General features: G+C 68.8%; 19 protein-coding genes. 5 read left to right on the top strand and 14 right to left on the bottom strand.

The annotated features are described in order from the left end of the window. Entirely contained in the window at positions 1–405 is a 405-nt protein-coding gene (locus LGM56_RS17955) for a cupin domain-containing protein (protein WP_089429382.1), read from the top strand. A gap of 70 nt (positions 406–475) precedes the next feature. Here the strand turns inward: LGM56_RS17955 and LGM56_RS17950 are convergent, their stop codons facing one another. The 14 genes from LGM56_RS17950 to LGM56_RS17885 form a co-directional block, all read right to left on the bottom strand. After that, positions 476–1,360 (bottom strand): GNAT family N-acetyltransferase, encoded by an 885-nt coding sequence (locus LGM56_RS17950; protein ID WP_226206114.1) that lies wholly within the window; start codon positions 1,358–1,360, stop codon positions 476–478. A gap of 81 nt (positions 1,361–1,441) precedes the next feature. Further along, a complete protein-coding gene (locus LGM56_RS17945; RefSeq protein WP_226206396.1) occupies positions 1,442–2,629 on the bottom strand; it encodes a M20 aminoacylase family protein in 1,188 nt (395 codons plus the stop codon). A gap of 75 nt (positions 2,630–2,704) precedes the next feature. Next, positions 2,705–4,162 carry an aldehyde dehydrogenase family protein gene (locus LGM56_RS17940; RefSeq protein ID WP_226206112.1) on the bottom strand — a complete coding sequence of 486 codons (1,458 nt, stop codon included), beginning with the start codon at positions 4,160–4,162 and terminating at the stop codon, positions 2,705–2,707. Next, positions 4,159–5,436, bottom strand: coding sequence for an NAD(P)/FAD-dependent oxidoreductase (locus LGM56_RS17935; protein WP_226206110.1), 1,278 nt, complete (start codon positions 5,434–5,436; stop codon positions 4,159–4,161). The genes LGM56_RS17940 and LGM56_RS17935 overlap by 4 nt, the downstream gene beginning before the upstream one ends. Positions 5,437–5,569: 133 nt before the next feature. After that, positions 5,570–6,895 carry an NAD(P)/FAD-dependent oxidoreductase gene (locus tag LGM56_RS17930; RefSeq protein ID WP_226206108.1) on the bottom strand — a complete coding sequence of 442 codons (1,326 nt, stop codon included), beginning with the start codon at positions 6,893–6,895 and terminating at the stop codon, positions 5,570–5,572. 2 nt (positions 6,896–6,897) lie between these two features. Then, a complete protein-coding gene (locus LGM56_RS17925; RefSeq protein WP_089498407.1) occupies positions 6,898–7,632 on the bottom strand; it encodes a cupin domain-containing protein in 735 nt (244 codons plus the stop codon). A 120-nt stretch (positions 7,633–7,752) separates the two neighbouring features. Continuing rightward, positions 7,753–8,202 (bottom strand): helix-turn-helix domain-containing protein, encoded by a 450-nt coding sequence (locus tag LGM56_RS17920; RefSeq protein ID WP_226206107.1) that lies wholly within the window; start codon positions 8,200–8,202, stop codon positions 7,753–7,755. A 24-nt stretch (positions 8,203–8,226) separates the two neighbouring features. Continuing rightward, a complete protein-coding gene (locus LGM56_RS17915) occupies positions 8,227–9,504 on the bottom strand; it encodes an NAD(P)/FAD-dependent oxidoreductase (RefSeq protein WP_226206106.1) in 1,278 nt (425 codons plus the stop codon). Positions 9,505–9,703: 199 nt separating this feature from the next. Continuing rightward, on the bottom strand, positions 9,704–11,590 hold the full coding sequence (locus LGM56_RS17910; RefSeq protein WP_226206105.1) for an ABC transporter ATP-binding protein: 1,887 nt from the start codon (positions 11,588–11,590) through the stop codon (positions 9,704–9,706). Next, positions 11,590–12,546 carry an ABC transporter permease gene (locus tag LGM56_RS17905; protein ID WP_089498403.1) on the bottom strand — a complete coding sequence of 319 codons (957 nt, stop codon included), beginning with the start codon at positions 12,544–12,546 and terminating at the stop codon, positions 11,590–11,592. The genes LGM56_RS17910 and LGM56_RS17905 overlap by 1 nt, the downstream gene beginning before the upstream one ends. A gap of 30 nt (positions 12,547–12,576) precedes the next feature. Continuing rightward, positions 12,577–13,530, bottom strand: a complete 954-nt coding sequence (locus LGM56_RS17900; protein ID WP_226206104.1) for an ABC transporter permease — start codon at positions 13,528–13,530, stop codon at positions 12,577–12,579. A 79-nt stretch (positions 13,531–13,609) separates the two neighbouring features. Next, positions 13,610–15,193 carry an ABC transporter substrate-binding protein gene (locus LGM56_RS17895; protein WP_226206103.1) on the bottom strand — a complete coding sequence of 528 codons (1,584 nt, stop codon included), beginning with the start codon at positions 15,191–15,193 and terminating at the stop codon, positions 13,610–13,612. Between the two features lie 737 nt (positions 15,194–15,930). Further along, complete coding sequence (locus tag LGM56_RS17890; RefSeq protein ID WP_226206102.1) at positions 15,931–17,469, bottom strand: methyl-accepting chemotaxis protein; 1,539 nt, start codon at positions 17,467–17,469, stop codon at positions 15,931–15,933. Between the two features lie 178 nt (positions 17,470–17,647). Continuing rightward, a complete protein-coding gene (locus tag LGM56_RS17885; protein ID WP_226206101.1) occupies positions 17,648–18,316 on the bottom strand; it encodes a haloacid dehalogenase type II in 669 nt (222 codons plus the stop codon). 471 nt (positions 18,317–18,787) lie between these two features. On the opposite strand from LGM56_RS17885, the gene LGM56_RS17880 reads away from it, so the two are divergent. The 4 genes from LGM56_RS17880 to LGM56_RS17865 all read left to right on the top strand — a co-directional run bounded on the left by LGM56_RS17880 (position 18,788) and on the right by LGM56_RS17865 (position 22,731). Further along, positions 18,788–19,648: a GNAT family N-acetyltransferase gene (locus tag LGM56_RS17880; protein WP_089498399.1), complete on the top strand. Its 861-nt coding sequence runs from the start codon at positions 18,788–18,790 to the stop codon at positions 19,646–19,648. Between the two features lie 12 nt (positions 19,649–19,660). Continuing rightward, a complete protein-coding gene (locus LGM56_RS17875; RefSeq protein WP_226206100.1) occupies positions 19,661–20,587 on the top strand; it encodes a 2-hydroxyacid dehydrogenase in 927 nt (308 codons plus the stop codon). 160 nt (positions 20,588–20,747) lie between these two features. Beyond that, entirely contained in the window at positions 20,748–22,148 is a 1,401-nt protein-coding gene (locus tag LGM56_RS17870; RefSeq protein WP_226206098.1) for an aspartate aminotransferase family protein, read from the top strand. A 91-nt stretch (positions 22,149–22,239) separates the two neighbouring features. Further along, a complete protein-coding gene (locus LGM56_RS17865; RefSeq protein ID WP_006749694.1) occupies positions 22,240–22,731 on the top strand; it encodes an Lrp/AsnC family transcriptional regulator in 492 nt (163 codons plus the stop codon). The last annotated feature ends 6 nt before the right edge of the window (positions 22,732–22,737 follow it).

Genomic DNA, 22,737 nt, shown 5'->3' with positions numbered 1-22,737 from the left:
ATGAAACGCCTCATGCTCGCGCTGGCACCGCTCGCGCTGTCGCTCCTGGCCCCCGTTCAGCCGGCCGCCGCCGCCCCGCACGCCACGGTGACGCAACTGACCACGGAACCGTTGCCCGAGTATCCGGGCAAGGAAGTGGAAATGATCGTCGTGGACTATCCGCCCGGGGCCGTCGATCCCGTGCATCGCCACGATGCTCACGCCTTCGTCTACGTGCTCGACGGCAGCATCGTGATGGGCCTGAACGGCGGGAAAACGGTCACGCTCCATGCCGGCGACACGTACCATGAAGGACCGGACGACGTGCACACGGTCGGACGAAACGCCAGCAGCACGAAGCCGGCGAAATTCGTCGTGATGCTGCTCAAGAACAAGGGCGCGCCGGTTCTCACCCCGGTGAAGTAAAGCGATCGCCGCCTGGGCCCGGCAACGCCGGGCCGGGTGCGCGAGGCGATCCCGCGGGCGTCGCCGCGGACTACAACATCGCCTGGCTGACGAGCGCGTACTGTCCGCAGATCGGATCGGCCGGCCCTTCGTGCGCCGACGCCGGCGCGTTGCGCACCATCTTCGAACACGTATCGACCCGCGCCAAACCCTGTTCGGCCAGCCAGTCCGGCAGACGGGTCCCGTCCGGCACGTCGATGCGGACGAACTCACCTTCCCGTTGCGTCAGCCAATGGCTGACGAGCGCCTTCGCATACGCATCGTCGCTTGCGCGCGGCGCAGCCACCGGGCCGATCACGTCGCCGCGCCCGAAGCGCCGCAGCACCGAAAACCCGACCACCTCGCCATCGCGTTCGAGCACGACGCTTTCACCGCGCTGGAACAGCGCGGCCATCAACGCATCGCGCTGGAGGCCGGACGCGCGCGCGTCCAGCTCGACGAGGCGCGGCCAGTCGGCCGGCGATCCGGCACGCAGTTGCACGCCTTCGGGCAGGACCACGTCGGCCGGCCGCACCACGTTCCCCTGATACTGGCCGAGCGAGCCGCACACGTTGAAACCCAGCTTCTCGTACAGCGGCCGGCCGGCCGGCGTCGCATGCAGGAACGTGACGCGCGGCCCCAGTTCGTCGATGAGCAGCTCCATCAGCTTGCGGCCGATGCCTCGGCCCTGATGCGCGTCGGACACGATCACATGCCCGATTGCCGCGCGATCGGCACCGTACTTCCAGCACATCGCCGTGCCGATCACCACGCCGTTTTCCTCGGCCGCGAACGCGGTCGACGTGTCAGCGGAAAACTGCCAGTCTTCCGCCCTGAACGGCCAGCGAAGCGCGACGGTCAGCGCATGGGCCGCGGGGACGTCCGCGGCGGTGAAGCGCCGGTAGCGAAGCGCCGGCATCGTGTCGGTATCCTTCATATCGTTGTCCTGTTTCATCAAGCAGTCTTTATAAAAGTGTCGTCGCGCACCGCGGCCCGACTTCAATGCCGGCTGCGCGCATCATCGCGATCGCGTGAAGTAATGCCGCGCCAACGCGACCCAATAGCGGACGCCAGCCGGAATGATCTCGTCGTTGAAATCGTATTTCGGGTGATGCAGCGCCGGTGCGCTCGCGCCGTCCTGCGCATTGCCGATCAGCACGTAAGCGCCCGGCCGTTCCTCCAGCATGAAGCCGAAGTCCTCGGACGTCATGTTCGGCGGCACGTCGCGGTCGACGCGCGCGTCGCCGAACGTGTCGCGAATCACCGCCTCGCACAGCGCCGTCTCGGCCGGCGTGTTGACCGTCGCCGGGTAGTACTGGAAAAACTCCACGTCGACCTGCGCGCCATAGGCACTCGCCAGCGCCTCGCACGCGAGCCGCACGTCGTGCTGCAGCTTCTGCTGCAAGGCCGACGACAGCGTGCGGATCGTGCCGCGCAGCTCGGCGGTGTCCGGAATCACATTGTCCGTCGTGCCCGCATGGAACATGCAGACGGAGATGACCGCGGGATCCACCGGATCCTTGTGCCGCGCGGCGATGGTCTGACATTGCAGCACCATCGAGCAGGCGAGCGGCACCGGATCGATGCCCAGGTGCGGCTGGGCCGCGTGCGCGCCCTTGCCCGTCACCGTGATCCTGAAGCGCGAGCCGGCCGCCATGATCGGCCCGGTGCGCAACCCGAAATGGCCGGCCGGCAGCCCGGGCCAGTTGTGCATGCCGAATACCGCCTCCGTCGGGAACTGGTCGAACAGCCCGTCGTCGATCATCCTGCGTGCGCCCGCGCCGCCCTCTTCGCCCGGCTGAAACACGAAATGGACGCTGCCGGGCAACTGCGGCAGTTCCCTCAGCACGCGTGCGGCGCCGAGCAACATCACGGTATGGCCGTCATGGCCGCACGCGTGCATGATCCCGTGCGTGCACGATGCATGCGCAAAATCGTTGGCTTCGTGGATCGGCAACGCGTCCAGGTCGGCGCGCAGCACGATCCCGCGCGCCGGATCGGCGCCCGGCAGGCTCGCGACGACGCCCGTGCCGCCCAGCCCGCGCGACACCGCATAGCCGAGCGCTTCGAGCTCGCTCGCGACGACGTCGGCCGTCCGGTGTTCCTCGAATCGCAACTCGGGATGCGCATGCAGGTCGCGGCGCAGCTTCGCCCAGTGCGCGTGATGCGCTTGCAGCAACGGGTCGGGAATGACGGGGTTATCCAGTTCCAATTTCGGCACCTTCGGAAAGTAGCGGGCTTCCAACTGTACCGCCGGCGCGAACCGCGCGCGGCGGCCGGGTCAGTCGTAAAAGCCGACGATCGACTTGATCTCCATATACTCCTCCATCCCTTCGATCCCGTACTCGCGGCCGTTGCCCGACTGCTTGTAGCCGCCGAACGGCGCCTGGGGATCCCATGCCGGGTAGTTCAGATGCACCTGCCCCGCGCGGATGCGGGCAGCCACCGCGCGGGCCTGCGCCTTGTCGGTGCCTTGCACGTGCGCGCCGAGCCCGTAGACCGTGTCGTTCGCGATCGCGACCGCTTCGTCGACGGTGTCGTACGGCAGGATCGCCAGCACCGGGCCGAAGATCTCCTGCTGCGCGATCGTCATGTCGGTACGCACGTCGGAGAAAATCGTCGGCCGCGCATAAAAGCCTCGATCGAGCCCCGCAGGCCGGCCGGGGCCGCCGGCGATCAGCTTCGCGCGTTCGTCGATGCCCGCGTCGATCATCTGCGCGACCCGCCCGAACTGCGCGCGGTTGGCGAGCGGCCCGTGCGTCGTGGCCTCGGCGAACGGATCGCCAACGACCAGCGTGCGCGCCGCCGCAGCAGCCAGTTCCTCGACCGCGCCGAGCACGGCGCGCGGCACGATCATGCGGGTCGGCGCGCTGCACGACTGCCCCATGTTGCGGAACGCGGCGGCCACGCCCGGCGCGATCGCGCGCGACAGGTCCGCATCCGGCAACACGATATTCGGCGACTTGCCGCCGAGCTCCTGCGCGACGCGCTTGACGGTCGGCGCCGCCGCCTGCGCGACCAGCACGCCGGCGCGCGTCGATCCGGTGATCGACACCATGTCGACCTCCGGGTGCGACGACAGCGCGGCGCCGACCGTGTCGCCGCTGCCGCTCACGAGGTTGAATACGCCGGCAGGCACCTCTGCATCGGCGATCACTTCCGCGAACAGCAGCGCGCTGAGCGGCGACAGCTCGCTCGGCTTCAGCACGACCGTGCAGCCGGCCGCGAGCGCCGGCCCGACCTTCGCGGTGATCTGGTAGATCGGCCAGTTCCACGGCGTGATCAGCGCGCAGACGCCGATCGGCTCGCGCACGACCGCGGTCGTGCCGCGTTGCCTGACGAACGCATAGTTCGCCAGGTTGTCGCGTGCGACGCGGATATGTTCGGCGGCGAGAGGGACGTGTGCGGCGCGTGCGTAGCTGATCGGCGCGCCCATTTCCAGCGCGAGCGCCGTGGCGAACAGTTCGGCACGCTCGAGCATCAACGCATGCACGCGGTCGAGCAACGCGGCGCGTTCCCGCGGTGAAGTTGCGGACCAGCGTTCGAACGCGCGGCGCGCGGCCTGCACCGCGCGGTCGGCGTCGCGTGCGCTGCCGAGCGGGATTTCGCCCAGCGTGTCTTCAGTGGACGGGCTGACGACGGCGAATCGGTCGCCGCCGTCGGGCAACACCCAGTCGCCGTCGATGAAGAAGCGATCGAGCCGGCCGGCTTGCATCAGGTGAACAACAGGTGAATTCATTTCAACGTGTCCTTGAGTCGATACCAGGCGCCGACGAACGGCAGGAACCACGGTTTGCCGAAATGCCCGGGAATGGCCGGCCAGTCGAAGCCTTGCCACGGGTTGAGCTCCGCGCGCCCGTCCATGATTTCCGCCATCAACGTGCCCATCAGCGTGGCCATGTGCGTGCCGTGGCCGCTATAGCCCATCGAGTAGTAAACGCCGTCGCGCTCGCCCGCGCGCGGCAGCCGGTTGGCCGTCATGTCGACCATCCCGCCCCAGCAATAGTCGATGCGCACGCTGGCCAGCTCGGGAAACACGGCGGCCAGTTGACGCCGCAGGATCGCGCCGCTCTTTTCGTCCGAACGCGGGTTCGACGTGGCGAACCGCGCGCGGCCGCCGAACAGCAGACGGCCGTCGGGCGTCGTTCGGAAGAAGTTGACGAAGTTCTTCGTGTCGGTGGCCATCCGGCGCGTCGGCAGCAAGCGGTCGAGCCACTCGCACGGCAACGGCTCGGTGACGATGATGAAGGCGCCCACGGGCACGACCCTGCGGCGAATCCAGCCGAACGGCCCGACGTGCGAAATGCCGCTTGCGAGCAGCACCTGACGCGCACGGATCTCGCCGAGCGGTGTTTGCACGGCGTACGCGCCGCCTGCTTGCCGCTTCAGGCCCAGCACCGGCGCCTGCTCGACGATGTGCGCGCCGCGCGCCTGGGCCGCTCGCGCCAGGCCGCGCACATAACGGCCGACATGCATCCCCGCACTCTTGCCGAACAGCAGCCCGCCGTGATAACGATCCGAGCCGATCTCGTCGCGCAGCTCGGCCTTCGTCACGAGGCGCGTATCGGGGTCCACGCTCGCCGCGAGCAATGCGTGGCTGCGCGCGAGCTTGTCGTAGTGCTCGGGTTTCGCCGCGAGCTTCAGCTTGCCGGTGCGGGCGAAATTGCAATCGATCGACTCTTCGTTGACGAGCCGCTCGACCGTGTCGACGCCCGCGTCGAACGCGAGATAGAGCCGGTTGGCCAGTTCCGTGCCGAGGCGCTGCGACAGCGACGCGTAATCCTGCGCGAAGCCGTTGTTGCACATGCCGCCGTTGCGGCCCGATGCCGCCTGCCCGACGGTGCCCGCCTCGCAGACGATCACGCGCGCGCCCTTCTTGGCCAGCGCCAGCGCGGCGGCCGAACCGGTGATCCCGCCGCCCACCACCACCACGTCGCAACTGCCGTCGGGCAACTCCGGCGAGTGGCTCACGAATGGCTCCGACGTATCGAGCCAGTACGAACTGAAACGCATCAGGCACTCCCAAGCTGTCGCATCGCACTGCCGGGCCGGCGAACGTTCGCTGCCCCGATCCTGCCGCTCGCGGGCGGCCGGGCTCGACGCGCGTCGGATACAGGCGGCCTCTCATCCATGTGACGGCGTTGCATCAGAAATCGGCGACCTTGCCCCAGGCGGACTCGCTGAACCGGCCGGGCCGGTACGGCGCCGGGTCCACGAACGGTTGCGCACCGGACGCCAGATCGGCGATCAGGTGCCCGGCGCCCGGCCCGATCCCGAAGCCATGCCCCGAGAAGCCCGCCGCGAGGATCAGCCCCGGCACGCCCGGCACTTCGCCGATGCCCGGCACGCCGTCCGGCGTGCTGTCGACGAACCCGGCCCACGCGTGCGTGATCTTCGCGTCGCGCAGTTCGGGCAACAGTTCGGCCGCGCGGCGGTACGTTTCGGTGACGGTCGGCATGTCGGGCTTCGGATCGAGAATGCGCACGGCCTCCATCGGCGTCGGCGCGTCGAGGCGCCAGCGCTTCAGCGTTTCATGGCCGCCGCGCACGCCTTCGAGGCCGCCCGGCAGCAGGTTGCGCCAGCGCTTCGCGAACATCGGCACGAATTGCGGCGCGAAGCGCAGGAACTGCGGCGTCAGGTCCACGCGCGCGCGGCCGCTGATCGCGAGTGCATAGCGTCCATCGCTGCGGCGCGTGATGGACACGCCGGACGTGTACATCGCATCGGGCAGCGGCGTGTCGACGGGCGCCACGCTCAGGATCGACTGGCGGATCGACGCCTGCGGAAAGCGGATGCCGAGCTGGCGACAGAACGACGACGCCCAGGCGCCGCCGGCCATCACGACCGTGCGCGTCTTGATGACGCCGGCTTCGGTGACGACACCCGCGACGCGTCCGCCTTCGAGTTCGATGCCGCGCGCCGCGCAGTGCTGGTGGACGCTGCCGCCCAGCTTCATCAGCGCGGCAGCCACGGCCGGCGCGGCCTTGCCCGGATCGGCCGTGCCGTCGGTCGGCGAGAACACGCCGCCCTTCCACTGCCGCCCGGTTGCCCGTCCGCGCTCGGCGGCCTGCTTGCTGTCGAGCATGTAGGTGGTCACGCCCGCCGTCTTCGCGAATTCGCCCCAGCTCGCCCAGCGGGACAATTCGGCTTCGTCATTGCTGAGATACAGCAGCCCGCAGCGATGAAAGCCGGTGTCTTCGCCGGATTCGGCCGCGAAGCGTTCCCACAGATCGATGCTCTTGCTCGCCATCGGCAACTCGCGCGCATCGCGGTTCTGCTGGCGGCACCAGCCCCAGTTGCGGCTCGACTGTTCGGCGCCGATGCGCCCCTTCTCGACGAGCGCGACCGAGATGCCGCGGCGGGCCAGGTAATAAGCGGTGAAGACGCCGATGATGCCGCCGCCGATCACGACGACGTCGGCCGCGGCCGGCGGCGTGGACAAGGTTTCGATATGGCGCAGCGGAGGGGACATGCTCAGTCTCGTTCGGTGGAAGGTTTGACGTTCTGCATCACGTAGAACTTCGCCACGCGTTCGCTGCTTTCCCACCCGATCGACGCGCCGCGCGGCACGAACAGCGCGTCGCCGGTACCGAGCGACTGCACGCTGCCGTCGGGCGCCGCGAACCTTACGCCGCCGTCCAGCAGGAACATGAACTCGTTCGCGCGATGCGGCCGGACGATCCGGTGATACGGCGTCGAATCCCACGTGCCCGCGCAGTACCCGGCGCCGTCGTCGGTGAACACGTTGTCGCTGCGGCATTGCGGCGCGGGACCGAGCAGCGCCTCGGCGGGCAGCGTGGCGGACGGCTTGAAGTCGGCGTCGGCGCGCAGCGCGAAGACGCCGCGTTTCGTCGGTTGCGCGCACGCTGCCGCGCAGAACGTCAGGAGTACCGGCGATTGCGCGGCGATGCGCAGTGCGGTGCCGCCGCCGATGACGGCGCCTTGCCCCGGGCCGACCACCAGCGGCGCGGCCCCGGCCGCTTCGAGCGTCAGCTCGCCCTGGATGACGGCCAGGGTTTCGATGTGCGGAAAGCTCGCCACGTCCAGTTCGCCGACGAAAACGATCCGCCCCGCGGCCATCGCGTCGGGGCCTTCCCACGCAATCTCGCGATGCGACGCGAACGGATCGCTCGCGCCGAACGCCTGCTTGCGGAATGCGGTGGAAGACGGTGCGCCGTCAGCCCGGTGCAACACGAAAACTGCGGTCATTTCTGCTCCTGTGCAGTGCGTGACGGATTCGTTCGAAAGCGGTCACGCGATATCGGAAATCGTCGTTCGCCGGCGCTTGTGCCGGACATCCTCAGCGGGGCATGTCGTCCATGCGTGCGCCTACGCCGCGTGACACGACGCGTCGCGGCGTTCGCTGCGCAGGCGCGCCGATGGCGGTCGCACCGGCGCGCCGCCCGTTCGGGCGACCACGTAATCGCGCGGCGTGATCCCGAGTACGCGCCGGAAATGCCGGCACAGATGGCTCTGGTCGAAGAAGCCGACGTCGGTCGCGACGACCGACGGCGCGAGACCGGCGCGCAGCAAGTCCTGCGCCCGCCGTATCCGCACGAGACACAGATACCGGTGCGGCGACAGCCCGGTTTCGCTGCGAAAACGCGCGGTGAAACGCGACACGCTCAGCCCGGCCACCGCCGCGAGCGTGTCCAGGTTCAGCGGCTGCGCGAACGATGCATCGATCGTGCGCAGCACGTCGCCGATCGCGGGCGACACGGGCTGCGCCACACGCGGCGAGCCGACGGAGCCAATCGAGCCAATGAATTGCACTGTCATATCGAATTCTCCCGGGCGCTCGCTTCAGTGCAGGAAATCCTGCATCCGGTAATACGCGCCGACGACCGGCAGGAACCACGCGTGCCCGAAATGGCCCGGTATCGCCGGCCAGTCGAGTTCGCGCCACGGGTTGGACGCGGCCGCCCCATACAGCACGTCGGCCATCACGCGGCCCATGTGCACCGACATCTGCACGCCGTGGCCGCTGTAGCCCATCGAGTAATAAAGCCCGTCATGCTGGCCCGCGCGCGGCAGCCGGTCGGCGGTGATGTCGACCAGCCCGCCCCAGCAGTAGTCGAGCCGCACGTTCGCCAGTTCCGGGAAATAGCCGGCCATGCCCGCACGCAGGATGTCGCCGCTTTTCGCATCGGAGCGCGGGCTCGACATCGCGAAGCGCGCGCGGCCGCCGAACAGCAGCCGGTTATCGGGCGTCACGCGGAAGTAGTTGCCGATCTGGCGCGACGTCACGTATGCGCGGCGATGCGGAAACAGCCGGTTCAACTGCGCATCCGGCAGCGGCTCGGTCACGACGATGAAGCTGCCGACCGGCGCGATGCGCCGCCGGAACCACGCGAACGGCCCGTGCTGCGATGCGCCGGTCGCGACCAGCACGCGGTCGGCGACGATCGTGCCGCGGGCGCTGGTGATCCGGTGACGCTCGCCGTCCAGCCGGTCGAGCTGCGTGACGGCCGCGTGCTCGTACACGCGTGCGCCGGCCCGCACGGCTGCTTGCGCGAGGCCGACGCCGAACTTGCCCATGTGCATCTGCGCGCCGTTGCGCTGCAGGAGTCCGCCATAAAAGCCGTCGGACGCGATTTCATCGCGGATGCTTGACGGCTCGATCAGTTCGATGTCCGGATCGACGTCGCGCCGCAACGCGTCGAAGGTTTTTTCGAGCCCCGCGAAATGCTGCGGCTTCGCGGCGAGCTTGAGCTTGCCCGCGCGCCGGAAATCGCAGTCGATCGCCTGTTCGGTGACGATCGTCTCGACGCTCTTCACCGCGCTTGCATAAGCGCGATAGAACGCTTTCGCCTGCTCGACGCCGATGCGCGCGGCCAGCGACGCATAATCCTGCGCGACACCGGTATTGCACTGGCCGCCGTTGCGGCCGGACGCTTCGCCGGCGACTTGCGCGGCTTCGAGCACGACCACCGACACGCCGCGCTGCGCGAGCGCAAGTGCCGCCGACAAGCCGGTGAAACCGCCGCCGATCACGACTACGTCCGCACGCCCTTCGACCGGCCCTTCGCTGCTGGCGCGAAACGCGGGACGGGTATCCAGCCAGTACGATTCCAGTTTCATCGAATTTTCTCGAGCATTCCGGCGACGACGATCGGCGACCGTCCAATGAGAATCATTTAATCACTATCAAAAAGCGCAGTTGCCGCGTATTCGCGCGCGCCACACGCGTCATTTGCCGTTTTGCGCGCCTGCCGCAGCACACTATGCGCAACGTCGATCGCCGGCGCGGGCAGGCGCGATGCACGAACGATGGCGCGCATCACAGCCGTACCGGCTGCACCGTCGCGCCGCCCGCCGGCACCGGCTCCGCCTGGAAGCGCACGAGATCTTCCTCGCTGCGATGGCACAGCACCTGCGCGCCGTTCTCGAGCGTGCGCAGCGACGGGGCCGTGCGGTTGCACACGCCGTCCACGCGCATCGCGCAGCGCGACAGGAACGGACACAGCTCGGCCTCGTGCTCGCGCTCGCCGATCGGCACCAGCGGCCGGTGGCAGCGCTCGGCCGCATCGTCGAGCCAGCCCGCGCGCAGCTCCGGCGCGGACGACACCAGCAGATGCGAATACGGGTGATAAGGCGGCGCGCACAGCGCGTCGCGGCTGCCGGTTTCGACGCGACGGCCCGCGTACAGCACGACGATGTCGTCGCTGATCGCGCGCACCTTCGCGATGTCGTGCGTGATGAACACGTACGACACGCCGAGCTTCGCCTGCAGGTCGCGCAGCAGGTCCATGATCGCCGCGCCCACCACGGTATCGAGCGCCGACGTGACTTCGTCGCACAGGATCAGGTCGGGCTCGGCCGCGAGCGCGCGCGCGAGGTTCACGCGCTGCTTCTGCCCGCCGGACAATTCTCCGGTGCGTCGCCCGGCTACCGCCTGCGGCAGCCGCACGAGTTCGAGCAGCTCCGCGACGCGCTGCCGGGCCCGCGCACCGCGGATCCCGTGATAGAACGCGAGCGGCCGCGCCAGCGTGCGCTCGACGGTATGCACGGGGTTGAGCGCGGTATCGGCGTTCTGGAACACGATCTGCACGCGGCGGTGCTGCTCCTTCGAGCGTTTGCCGATATCGAGCGCGAGCGGCTCGCCGTCGAGCAGGATCTGTCCGGCCGTCGCCGGCACGAGGCCCGCGATCACCTTCGCGAGCGTGGTCTTGCCGGAGCCCGATTCGCCGATCACGCCGACCGTCTGCCCGCGCCCGATGCGCAGGTCGACTTCGTGCAGGATCACCTTCGCGGGCCAGCCCTTCGCGGTCCGGCCACCGTAGCCGGCGATCGCGCCGCGCACGTCGAGCAGCGGCGCCGGCGCGGCGCTCGCCGCTTTCGCGTCGCGTTCGGCATCGTTCGGCGTGACCGCCGCGATCAGGCTCTGCGTGTACGGATGCGCGGGCGCATGCAGGATCTGTTCGGTCGCGCCCGTCTCGCGGATCACGCCGTCGCTCAGCACGACGATGCGATCGGCCATCTGCGCGACCACGGCCAGATCGTGCGACACGTACACCGCGCTCATCCCGCAGCGCCGGATCACGCTCTTGAACGCCTGCAGCACGTCGATCTGCGTGGTCACGTCGAGCGCGGTGGTCGGCTCGTCGAGGATCACCAGTTCCGGATCGGTGATCAGCGCCATCGCGGCCATCAACCGCTGCAACTGCCCGCCCGACACCTGATGCGGATAGCGCCTGCCGATCGTCTCCGGCTCGGGCAGCGCGAGCGCGCGGAACAGCTCGACCGCCTTCGCCTGCGCATCGCGCCTGGTCATCGTCTTGTGGATCAGCGCGCTCTCGATCACCTGGTCGAGAATCGTGCGCGACGGATTGAACGCGGCGGCGGCGCTCTGCGCGATATACGCGACCTTGCGGCCGCGCAGCGCGGTCAATGCCTGCGCGCTCAGCGTGCACACGTCCGTGCCGCCGAGCTTCACCGAGCCGCCGGCGATCCGGCAGCCCGCGCGCGCATGGCCCATCAGCGACAGCGCGATCGTCGTCTTGCCGGAGCCCGATTCGCCGATCAGCGCGAGCACCTCGCCGCGCCCGATGTCGAAGTCGACGTCGTGGACGATCGTCGTTTCCGCGCCGCCCGGCCGGCCGCCGACCACGCGCAGCCCGCGCACCTCGACGAGCGGCGTCGATTCCGGAGTCGATTCATCCCGCATCAGTGTTCTCCCGCGGCGGCAGCCGCGCCCTTGCGGCGGCCGCGATGCGGCAAACCGTCGATCAACAGGTTGACGCCCACCGTCAGGATCGCGATCGCGACCGCGGGCATGATCGCGACGGCCGAGCCGTCGCCGAGGCTCGCGATGTTCTCGCGCACGAGCGAGCCGAGATCCGCATACGGCGGCTGCACGCCGAGCCCGAGAAAGCTCAGGCCGCTCAGCAGCAGCACGACGAACGTGAAGCGCAGCCCGGTGTCGGCCAGCATCGGATGGATCATGTTGGGCAGCATCTCGACGCATGCGATGTACAGCGCGCTTTCCCCGCGCGCCTTCGCCACCTGCACGAATTCGAGCGTGCTGATGTTGACCGCCAGCGCACGTGCGATCCGGTACGAGCCCGGCATGTAGCTGACCGCGGCGGTGAGCACCAGCAGCGGCAGCGACGAGCCGAACGCGGCGACGAACATCAGCGCGAACATCTTCGACGGAATCGACGTGAGCGCGTCGAGCAGCCGGCTCATCGTCTCGTCCACCGCGCGGCCGGACACGGTCGCGAGCAGCCCCAGCGTCGTGCCGGTCACCGCGGCGAGCAGCACCGCGGCGAGCGCGAGCAGCACGGTCAGCCGCGTGCCGTACAGAATCCGGCTCAGCATGTCGCGGCCGAGGAAGTCGGAACCGAACGGCAGCTTCGCGCTGAACGGCGCGAACACGTCCGGCGTGACGATCGCGCCGACGTCGTGCGGCGCGAGCAGCGGCGCGAACACGGCGATGAACAGCATCAGGCCGGCCATCGACAGGCCGACGCGGCCGCCGGCGGTCAAGGCGATGCGTACGCCGCGGCGCTTGCGCGGCTCGTCGGGAGCAGGCGCGGCAGGCGGCACGCTGCCCCGCCCCACGGGCGGGTCGCCGGATGGCGGCAGCGCGCTGCTGCGTTGAACGGGTTCGGTCGGGTGCATGGGCGGCATCTCGGAAGAAGGACGGAACGCTCAGGTTCGCAGTCGCGGGTTCGACACGATCGAGCACAGGTCGGCGAACAGCACGAGCGTCAGGTACGCGACGCAGAAGATCAGCGTGCACGCCTGGACCAACGGAAAATCGCGGTTGCTGACGGCGTCGACCATCAGGCTTGCCAGGCCCGGATAGTTGAAGATCGTCTCGACGACGATCACGCCGCCGAGCAGATACGACAGGCTCAGCGCGATCGCATTGGCGATCGGGCCGATCGCGTTCGGCAACGCATGGCGCAGTACGACGCGAGCCGGGCTCGCGCCCTTGAGCACGGCCATCTCGACATACGACGCGCTCAGTTGCTCGATCACCGCGGCGCGCGTCATGCGCGCCATCTGCGCGATCACGACCGCGCACAGCGTCAGCACCGGCATCGCATACGCACGCAGGAAATCGTGCAGGCTTTCGATCGGGCCGCTGTACGACAACGCGGACAGCCAGCGCAGCTTCACCGCGAACACGAGCACGGCGACCGTCGCGATCAGGAACTCCGGCGTCGCGACGAGCGACAGCGTGCCGAGGCTGATCACGCGGTCGATCACCGACTCGCGCTTGACGGCCGCGAGGATGCCGAGCAGCAGTGCGATCGGCACCGACACGGCGGTCGTGATCGCCGCGAGCGCGAGCGACTTCGGCAGGCGCCCGCCGATCAGCTCCGACACCGGCATGTCGCCGGACAGCGACCGGCCGAAATCGCCGTGCAACAGGCCGGTGAGCCAGTGCACGTAACGCACGTGCGCCGGCATGTCGAGACCGAACTGCTGGCGCAGCGCGGCGACCGTCTCCGGCGTCGCCGACTGGCCGAGCGCGGCCTGCGCGGCGTCGCCCGGCAGCAGGTTCGTGATCGTGAAGATGATCGCGGACACGATCAGCAGCGTCAGCGCGGTGACCGCGATGCGCCGGCCGATCAGGCCAATGAGAATTCGGTTCATGGGGCGGCACTCCTGAAAAGCCCGCGCGTGGCCGGCGCGGTGGCCCGCACCGGCCGCGCGACGGCGGCCGACGACAACGTCATGCGTTCCACCACACGTTCTCGGCGAACGTGAAGCCCATCATCGGCCCGGTGGGGATCGAGCCGAGGCCCGCGAGCCGCTTGTCGTAGCCGTCGAGGAAGCTGATGAACGCCGGAATGCCGACCCGCCCCTGCTGCGCCACGATCACCTGCATGTCGCCGTACATCTGCTTGCGCTTCGCGTCGTCGGTTTCCGAGCGTGCGGCGAGCAGCAACTGGTCGAACTTCGCGTTCTTCCAGCCCGACTCGTTCCACGGCGCATCCGACTTGAAGAACTGCGTGAACAGCACGTCGGCGCTCGAGCGCGGGTTGATGTTGCCGAAGGTGAGCGGGTGCTTCATCCAGTGGTTCGACCAGTAGCCGTCGGGCGACGCGCGGTTGACCTGCAGGTTCAGCCCGATCTTCTGGCCGGCCTGCTGCAGCAGCACGGCCATTTCGATCGACCCGTTCGCGTCGGACGTCGCATAGATCGGCGGCAGCGCGGCACCCAGCGCACCGGCCTTCTGCAGCAGGAACTTCGCCTTGTCCGGATCGTGCGGCCGCTGGGGCAGCGACGCGTTGAAGTAGCGGTGCCCCGGCGGAATCGGCTGGTCGTTGCCGATCACCGAGTAGCCGCGGAACACCGCCGTGCGGAGCTGCTCGCGATCGAACAGGTACTTCATCCCTTCGACGAAATCGGGACTCGATACGATCGGGTTGTCGCTGCGCATGATCAGGTCGGTATAGAGGCCCGACTTGGTTTCCTTCAGCGCATAGCCCGGCGTCGACGAGACCCGCTGCGTCGAGCGCGGATCGATCGCGTTGATCAGGTGCACGTCGCCCGACAGCAGCGCGTTCAGGCGCGCGGCGCTGTCGCTGATGCCGATCAGCTCGATCTCGTCGAGATACGGCTTGCCCGGCTTGAAGTAGCTGTCGTTGCGCACGCCGACGGTCGACACGCCCGGCTTGAACGACTTCAGCTTGTACGGGCCGCAGCCGATGCCGGTCGAGAAGTCGGTCGTGCCGTCCTTGACGATCACGAGCTGCGGCGTCGCGAGGATCACCGGCAGGTCCGCGTTCGCGCTGGCGAGCGTCAACGTGACTTCGTCGGGGCCGCTCGCCTTCGCATCCGTGAACTGTTCGGCAAGCGTCTTGACCTTCGACGCGGTGGCCGGGTTCTTGTGGCGCATCAGCGAGAACACCACGTCGGCCGGGCCGACCGGCTTGCCGTCGTGGAACGTGACGCCCTTGCGCAGCTTGATGATCCAGGTCTTCGCATCGGTCGTCTGCAGCGACTCGGCGAGGTTCATCTGCGGCGTCAGGCTCGCGTCGAGCTGCGTGAGGCCGCTGTAGAACATGAAGAAGCGCGTGTAGTCCGCGCCCGTCGAGCCCTTGGCCGGGTCGAGCGTATCGGCCGTCGAGCCGGCTTCGTTCGCGACCCGGATCTTGCCGCCGCGCTTCGGCGCGGGCGCGGCGAACGCAGCGCCGGGGGTCATCAGCAGTCCGCCGGCGCCGGCGGCCATCATGCCGCCCGCCGCCATGACCTTCATCATGTCGCGGCGCGTGAAGCCGCCCTTGCCGCCATTGTCGATATCGTCGCTCATCCGAACTGCTCCTGACTGTGGAAAGTGGGGTCGTGGGTCCAGCGTGTTCTCGAATCCCGCCGCGCCCGCGTGCTGGTGGCGGTCGCAACGTCGTCATGCAATTCATTTAAGCATCGCCAAAATGCGGTTTGTCGCGATTCGGGCGGCCCGCACGATACGAATCGACCGTTTTGGGTAGCCTGCGCAGCATGATTTGCTGCGTGCGCGTACGTGTCGCCCTGTGCCCGGCGGTGTGTCGCGGCGGCTGCCCAACCCGTGTCGATGCAGGAAATCGTAAGGCCGCAGCCGCCGCAGATTGCGCCGACAAAATTGCCCGTTCGGCATCCGGCGCGCGTTTGGCTCACGCAAACCGCACGTTTGTATCGAACGCGTGCGCGCCTGCCGACGACGGCTGAAACGAGCGGTACGTCACGGCGAATCGCCGCACGCACGGGCGTCGGCAGCGGGGATCGCGACGGCACGTCGGGTGGGAAAGTTCAGAAGAATGCCGCTCGATCGGAACGGCTTTGGGGGAAGGCGGGAAGATGACGGGACTGCCCGGAAACCGGGGCCGTGCCGCCATCAGGCACCGCGCCGCCAGGCGGCGACGTGTCCATCACCGGCATGTCGGCGCGCACGCAGGGCGTGTGCCGGCGCGGCGCACCGCAGGCAGTCAGGCGATCAGGCGATCAGGCGATCAGGCGATCAGGCGATCAGGCAGGATGATGCGCCGGCCGCGGGCGGACGGCGCGCAGCCGTCACGCAGCCAGGCGGAATACCGATACCGCGGCCCGCAGGCGCGCCGCCTGCTCGTCCAGCGACGACGCGGCCGCAGCCGCCTGCTCGACGAGCGCGGCGTTCTGCTGGGTGACTTCGTCCATTTGCGCGACCGCCAGCCCGATCTGTTCGATGCCGGTGCTCTGCTCGGCCGATGCCGCCGAAATCTCGCCCATGATGTCGGCCACGCGGTCGATCGACCGGACGATCTCCGTCATGCGCTCGCCCGCTGTCTCGACGAGCCGGCTGCCGCTGCCGGCCCGCTCGACCGACGCGTCGATCAATCCCTTGATGTCCTTCGCGGCCGCGGCGCTGCGTTGCGCGAGCGAGCGGACTTCCGACGCGACGACGGCGAACCCGCGCCCCTCCTCGCCGGCCCGCGCGGCTTCCACCGCGGCGTTGAGCGCGAGAATGTTGGTCTGGAACGCGATGCTTTCGATCACGACGGTAATGTCGGCGATCCGCACCGACCCGTCCGAAATCTGCCGCATCGTTTCGACGACCGCCTGCACGGCGGCGCCGCCGAGTTCGGTCGCCGCCTTCGCCTGGCCCACGAGCGCATTCGCCTGGCGTGCGTTGTCCGCGTTCTGTTTGACCGTGGACGTCATCTGCTCCATGCTCGCGGCCGTTTCCTGCAGCGACGCGGCCTGCTGCTCCGTGCGCTGCGACAGATCCAGGTTGCCTTGGGCGATCTCGCCGGTGCCGGTGGCGATCGAGTGGGTCGTGGTCTGGATCTCGGCGATGGTGTCGGTCAGCCGCGCCTTCATGTCGCCGAGCGCGACGAGCAGGCTGCCGGGCGCGGCGTGCGCCGTATCGAACCGCACGTCCAGTTCGCCGGCGGCGATGCGGGCGGCGATCTGCGTCGCATGCGCGGGCTCGCCGCCCAGCGTGCGCCTGACACTGCGCAGCACGCCCCATGCGATGGCCGCGAGCGCCGCGGCGATGACGAGCGTGATCGCGCCCAGCACCGTCGCGAGCCGGGCAAACGCCGCGTTGATGTCGTCGTAGAAAAATCCGGTGCCGATCCACCAGTCCCAGTCCGGAATCGCGACCACGCCCTGCAGCTTCGGCTCCAGGTCCGCGTCGGGGCTGCGCTTGATCAGCACGTCGACGAGCGCGAAATGCGACTGCGCCATGCCCGCGCGGTACGCCTCGCTGTCGGTCAGGCCGCTGGTCGTGCGGTTGCCTTTCGCGCGCGTGCCGATGAACTTCGCGTTCGGGTGGACCAGGTTGACGCCGTCGGACGTCGTGACCCAGAAGTAGCTCTTCGAATTCGCGTTGAGCGCCGCCAGCGCGGCCTTGGCCTGCTGCTGCGCCTGCTCCTGCGTGAGCGTGCCGCTCGTCTGCATCGCACGATACGAATCGACCAGATGCTCGGCCTTGGTCAGCAGCATGACGATCTCCTCGCGGCGGCTGTCGATCAGCGCGTCGCGCAGCGTGTGCAGCGACCACGCGGCGAGCAGGACGACGCCGAGCAGCGCCGCGGCGACGAGCATCAGCAGTTTGGTGGACAACTTCATGCGGGGCCTCGAAATATTAACCGTTCGGTACATATATCGGCCCGGGCGGCCCCGCCTTGAACGACTCGATATCAGTAATTACCCTCGTTGCGTACGCTGATCGAACGCGCGACGGGCCCCGGCGGCCTCGCGGCCGCGTCCCGTCGCGACGATCGACGAATCGGCCGGCGCTAGCGGCTTACAGGCCGAGTTGCGTCGCGAGCTGGCCGATGTCCGACACTTCGTAATAGTTGTAGAACGGCGTGCCCGGCTCGTGGCCGCGGTTCACGAACGCCTTGTGCCTGATCCCGAGATCCTCGGCCGTCATCAGGTCGTAGCGCAGGCTCGACGACACGTGCAGCACGTCCTCGGGCTTGCAGCCGAGCTTGTCGAACATGTATTCGAAGCCCTGCATGCGCGGCTTGTACGATTGCGCCTGCTGCGCGGTGAACACCGCATGGAACGGCGCGCCGAGCTTGTCGACGTTGCTCATGATCTGCTCGTCCATCGCGTTCGACAGGATCACCAGCTTGTACTTCGACGCCAGCCGCGACAGCCCGGCCGGCACGTCCGGGTGCGGGCCCCACGTCGGCACCGCCTGATAGAAAAGCTCGGCCTCGGCCTCGTCGAACGTCACGCCGACCCGCGCGCAGGTGCGGCGAATCGCGTTGACGACGACGTCGCGGTACGGCTTCCATGCGCCCAGCACCTCGTCGAGCCGATAGGCGGCGAACGCGCGCACGAAGGCCTCCATCGTCGCCGGCGACAGCCGGTCCGCGTAGATTTCGCGCGCCGTCTCGGCCATCCGGAAATGGGTCAGCGTGCCGTAGCAGTCGAAGGTGATGTACTTCGGTTCAAACTGGATCATGGTGACGTCCTGTCGGTGTGAAGCCCCGGCAAGGCCGGGGATGGGCTGGGTTCAACGAAATTGAATCAGGGCAAAAAGTCGTTCGCGCATCGTTCGGCGCCGCTCAAAGCGCACAATCGCCGCAAGTTGCCCGGCACATGCAGCACGATCTGCGGCGCGATCGGGCGCGGCGCGGCTGGGCGGGGCCGGCCGGTGGCCGCCGTGCTGCCGCAGCGGGCTCGCCTACCGTGCGGCCCGCCGGCAGGCGGCAGCGCCGCCGTGCATTTATCTTAGTGGTGCTCCCACAGCAGGAGTGGCGGGATTGACCGGCCGCGCCAGCACGATCCACGCGTTCGTCCGCGTCGATCGAACGGGTTTGCGTCGATCTCGCGGGCGCGCCCGTCGGCGCCGGAAAACAGGCGAATCGTCCTATCCGCGCCGCACCCGCGCTGGCAGAGTGACTGCGTCATTTCCACCCATCCGGAGTCCGGCGTGTCCGACCTCAACCCTTCCCGCACGCTCACCTATCGCCCGTTCGCCGACACCGACCTGCCCGCCGCCCATCGGCTGTCGGAGGCGGTCAAGTGGCCGCACCGGCTCGAGGACTGGCGCTTCGTGCTCCAGCTCGGCGGCGGCATCGTCGCCGAAGACGAGACCGGCGTCGTGGGGACCGCGCTGGGCTGGCGCCTCGGCGAATCGCACGCGGCGCTCGGCATGGTGATCGTGTCGCCCGAGCGCGCGGGCGGCGGCATCGAGCGCGAGCTCCTTGCCCGCGCGCTCGACGGCTTCGGCACCCGCACCGTCTTTCTGCATGCGATGCCGGGACGCGAGCCGCTGTACGCGGCGTTCGGCTTCGCGCCGATCGATACGATCAACCAGCATCAGGGCGCGGCGTTCCGGCCGCCGCTGATCTCGCTGCCGCCCGGCGAGCGCCTGCGCCCGCTCGGCACCAACGACGGGCCGCGCCTCGCCGCGCTCGCGTCGCGCGCGGCCGGCTACGAGCGCGGCGCGGTGACCGACGCGCTGCTCGACGTCGCGAACGGCATCGCGCTCGATCGCGACGGCGAGCTGCTCGGCTTCGCGCTGTTCCGCCGCTTCGGCCCGGGCCACGTGATCGGCCCGGTGATCGCGCCGGATGCGCTGCGCGCGCAGGCGCTGATCAGTCACTGGCTCGCGTTGAATGAAGGGATGTTCGTGCGGGTCGACCTGCCGAGCGACAGCGGGCTGTCCGACTGGCTGGATGGGCTCGGGCTGCCGCGCGTCGATACCGTCGTCACGATGGCGCGCGGTGCGACGCCCGCGCGCGACCCGGCGCTGCGCGCGTTCGCGATCGTGAGCCAGGCGCTCGGCTGAACGGGACACACGATGAGCTTTCTCTACAAGGCCGACCCGGTGCGCGGCGCGCAGTGGGCGGCACGCTTCGCGCAACGGGCGCCCGATCTGCCGTTCCGGATCTGGCCGGACCTCGGCGACGCCGCGGCCGTCCGCTATCTCGCCGCCTGGCAGCCGCCGGACGATCCGGTCGCGCTGTTGCCGAATCTCGAAGTCGTGTTCTCGGTCGGCGCCGGCATCGACCAGTTCGACCTGTCGCGCGTGCCGTCGCACATCCCCGTCGTACGGATGATCGAGCCGGGCATCGTCGAAGGGATGGTCGAATACGTGACGCAGGCCGTGCTGACGATCCATCGCGACCTGTTCGACTATGCCGCGCAGCAGCGCGACCAGGTATGGCACGAGAAACCCGTACGGGCGGCCGCGTCGCGGCGCGTCGGCGTACTCGGCCTCGGCACGCTCGGCCAGGCCGTGCTCGATACGCTGCGGCGCTTCGGTTTCCCGTGCGCCGGCTGGAGCCGCACGCCGCGCTCGCTCGACGGCATCGAGTGCTACGCGGGCGACGCGGCGCTCGACGCATTCCTGGCGCGCACCGACATCCTGATCTGCCTGCTGCCGCTCACCGACAGCACGCGCGGGCTGCTCGGCGCACGCGTGTTCGATGCGCTGCCCGCAGGCGCGTCGCTCGTGCAGGTCGGGCGCGGCCCGCAGCTCGATGCAGCCGCGCTGCTCGCGGCGCTCGCGAGCGGCCGCGTCGACAGCGCGATCCTCGACGTGACGGACCCCGAACCGTTGCCGGCCGGCCATCCCTTCTGGGCCCATCCGCGCATCCGCATCACGCCGCACATCGCGAGCGCGACACGGCCCGACACCGCGGTCGATGCGGTGCTCGCGAACCTCGCGCGCCATCGCGCGGGCCAGCCGATGATCGGCGTCGTCGATCGCGCGCGCGGCTACTGACGTCGATGTCCGGCCGCGCGGGACGCGCAGCAGAAAATGCCGAAGCGCCCCGTGCAAACGCCGCGCGCATACGTTTCGGGCCGCAAATTGAAGACGCATCCGGATTTCTCGCCCGTTAGCATGACCTCACCGCTGACACCTGACGAGAGTCCTGCCTGCCATGAACCAAGCCGCGCTGATCGAAGCTGATCGTCAACACCTGATCCACCCCGTCGTCAATTACCGTGCGCACGAAGCGCGCGGCGTCACCGTGCTCGAATCCGCGGACGGCGTGTTCCTGCGCGATGCCGCCGGCCATACGCTGCTCGACGCGTTCTCCGGCCTGTGGTGCGTGAACGTCGGCTACGGCCGCGACAGCATCGTGAAAGCCGCCGCCGACCAGCTGGCCAAGCTGCCGTACGCAACCGGCTATTTCCATTTCGGCTCGCAGCCGGCAATCGAACTCGCCGAGCGGCTCGCGGCGCTCGCGCCGCCGTCGCTGAACCGCGTCTACTTCACGCTCGGTGGCTCGGATGCCGTCGATTCCGCGATCCGTTTCATCACGCACTATTTCAACGCGACCGGCCGCCCGTCGAAAAAGCAGATGATCGCGCTGGAGCGCGGCTATCACGGTTCGTCGTCGATCGGCGCCGGCCTCACCGCGCTGCCGGCGTTCCATCGCCATTTCGACCTGCCGCGTGCCGATCAGCACCACATTCCGTCGCCCTACCCGTATCGCCATCCGCTCGGCAGCGATCCGCAGGCGCTGATCGCCGCGTCGGTCGCCGCGCTCGAAGCGAAGGTCGCCGAACTCGGCGCGGACAACGTCGCCGCGTTCTTCTGCGAGCCCGTGCAGGGCTCCGGCGGCGTGATCGTGCCGCCGGCCGGCTGGCTGAAGGCGATGCGCGATGCGTGCCGGCGCCTCGACATCCTGTTCGTCGCCGACGAGGTGATCACCGGCTTCGGCCGCACGGGCCCGCTGTTCGCGTGCGAGGCCGAACAGGTCGATCCTGACCTGATGACCGTCGCGAAGGGGCTGACCGCCGGCTATGCGCCGATGGGCGCGGTGCTGATGTCCGACGAGATTTACGAAGGGATCGCGGGCAGCCGCGCCGATTCGCCGGTGGTCGGCCACGGCCATACGTATTCCGCGCATCCGGTGAGCGCGGCGATCGGCCTCGAGGTGCTGAAGCTCTATCACGACGGCGGGCTGCTCGCGAACGGCCAGGCGATGGCGCCCCGCTTTGCCGCGGGCCTCGACGCGCTGCGCGCGCATCCGCTCGTCGGCGACGCGCGTTCGGTCGGCCTGCTCGGCGCGCTCGAACTGGTGGCCGACAAGGCGCACAAGACGCGCTTCGATGCGGCGCTGAACGTGCCGGACAAGATCGCGGCGGCCGCCTATGCGAACGGCATCGTCTTCCGCGCGTTCGGCGACGGCGTGCTCGGCTTCGCGCCGGCGCTGAGCTTCACCGCGGGCGAGTTCGACCTGCTGTTCGAGCGCGTGCGCAAGACGCTCGACGACGTGCTGGCCGATTCGGGCGTACAGCGCGCGCTCGATGCCGCGCACGCGCAGCCGGCCTGACGGGCCAAGGGAAAGCCGGGCTTGTAGCGGATATCTTTCGACTCTAAAGTAACCGGACATTCCATTTTTCCGACTCCCGACTCACGTGAACATGACGGACAGCAAGCTGGATCGCATCGACCTGCGCATCCTCTCCCAGTTGCAGAAGCGCGGCCGCATGACCAACGTCGAACTGGCCGATGCGGTCGGGCTGTCGCCCAGTCCCTGCCTGATCCGCGTGAAGCGGCTCGAGAAGGCCGGCTACATCGGCGGCTACGGCGCGCACATCCAGCTCGAGAAACTCGGCGACGTGCAGGTCGTGTTCACCGAAGTCACGCTGGCCGACCATCGACGCGAGGATTTCGACCGCTTCGTCGCGGCGATCCGCAACGTCGACGAGATCGTCGAATGCCACCTCGCGAGCGGCGGCTACGACTATCTGCTGAAGTTCATCACGCGCAGCGTGAGCCATTACCAGACGATCGTCGAAGGGCTGCTCGAGCAGAACATCGGCATCGAGAAGTATTTCAGTTACGTGATCATCAAATCGCCGTTCGTCAAACGGCACTACCCGCTCGAATCGCTGTTCGGCGAACGTCACTGACGCACC

The organism is Burkholderia sp. AU38729, from assembly GCF_020419725.1.
GTDB lineage: Bacteria > Pseudomonadota > Gammaproteobacteria > Burkholderiales > Burkholderiaceae > Burkholderia.
Note: the sequence above shows the minus strand (reverse complement) of the source record. Positions and strands in the feature narration are given on the sequence as shown.

Coding starts and splice junctions, on each gene's coding strand:
- LGM56_RS17925 (WP_089498407.1), bottom strand. CDS start 7,632: ATGACCGCAGTTTTCGTGTTGCACCGGGCTGACGGCGCACCGTCTTCC.
- LGM56_RS17905 (WP_089498403.1), bottom strand. CDS start 12,546: ATGCACCCGACCGAACCCGTTCAACGCAGCAGCGCGCTGCCGCCATCC.
- LGM56_RS17915 (WP_226206106.1), bottom strand. CDS start 9,504: ATGAAACTGGAATCGTACTGGCTGGATACCCGTCCCGCGTTTCGCGCC.
- LGM56_RS17875 (WP_226206100.1), top strand. CDS start 19,661: ATGAGCTTTCTCTACAAGGCCGACCCGGTGCGCGGCGCGCAGTGGGCG.
- LGM56_RS17955 (WP_089429382.1), top strand. CDS start 1: ATGAAACGCCTCATGCTCGCGCTGGCACCGCTCGCGCTGTCGCTCCTG.
- LGM56_RS17870 (WP_226206098.1), top strand. CDS start 20,748: ATGAACCAAGCCGCGCTGATCGAAGCTGATCGTCAACACCTGATCCAC.
- LGM56_RS17885 (WP_226206101.1), bottom strand. CDS start 18,316: ATGATCCAGTTTGAACCGAAGTACATCACCTTCGACTGCTACGGCACG.
- LGM56_RS17890 (WP_226206102.1), bottom strand. CDS start 17,469: ATGAAGTTGTCCACCAAACTGCTGATGCTCGTCGCCGCGGCGCTGCTC.
- LGM56_RS17935 (WP_226206110.1), bottom strand. CDS start 5,436: ATGCGTTTCAGTTCGTACTGGCTCGATACGTCGGAGCCATTCGTGAGC.
- LGM56_RS17930 (WP_226206108.1), bottom strand. CDS start 6,895: ATGTCCCCTCCGCTGCGCCATATCGAAACCTTGTCCACGCCGCCGGCC.
- LGM56_RS17940 (WP_226206112.1), bottom strand. CDS start 4,162: ATGAATTCACCTGTTGTTCACCTGATGCAAGCCGGCCGGCTCGATCGC.
- LGM56_RS17895 (WP_226206103.1), bottom strand. CDS start 15,193: ATGAGCGACGATATCGACAATGGCGGCAAGGGCGGCTTCACGCGCCGC.
- LGM56_RS17900 (WP_226206104.1), bottom strand. CDS start 13,530: ATGAACCGAATTCTCATTGGCCTGATCGGCCGGCGCATCGCGGTCACC.
- LGM56_RS17865 (WP_006749694.1), top strand. CDS start 22,240: ATGACGGACAGCAAGCTGGATCGCATCGACCTGCGCATCCTCTCCCAG.
- LGM56_RS17950 (WP_226206114.1), bottom strand. CDS start 1,360: ATGAAGGATACCGACACGATGCCGGCGCTTCGCTACCGGCGCTTCACC.
- LGM56_RS17920 (WP_226206107.1), bottom strand. CDS start 8,202: ATGACAGTGCAATTCATTGGCTCGATTGGCTCCGTCGGCTCGCCGCGT.
- LGM56_RS17910 (WP_226206105.1), bottom strand. CDS start 11,590: ATGCGGGATGAATCGACTCCGGAATCGACGCCGCTCGTCGAGGTGCGC.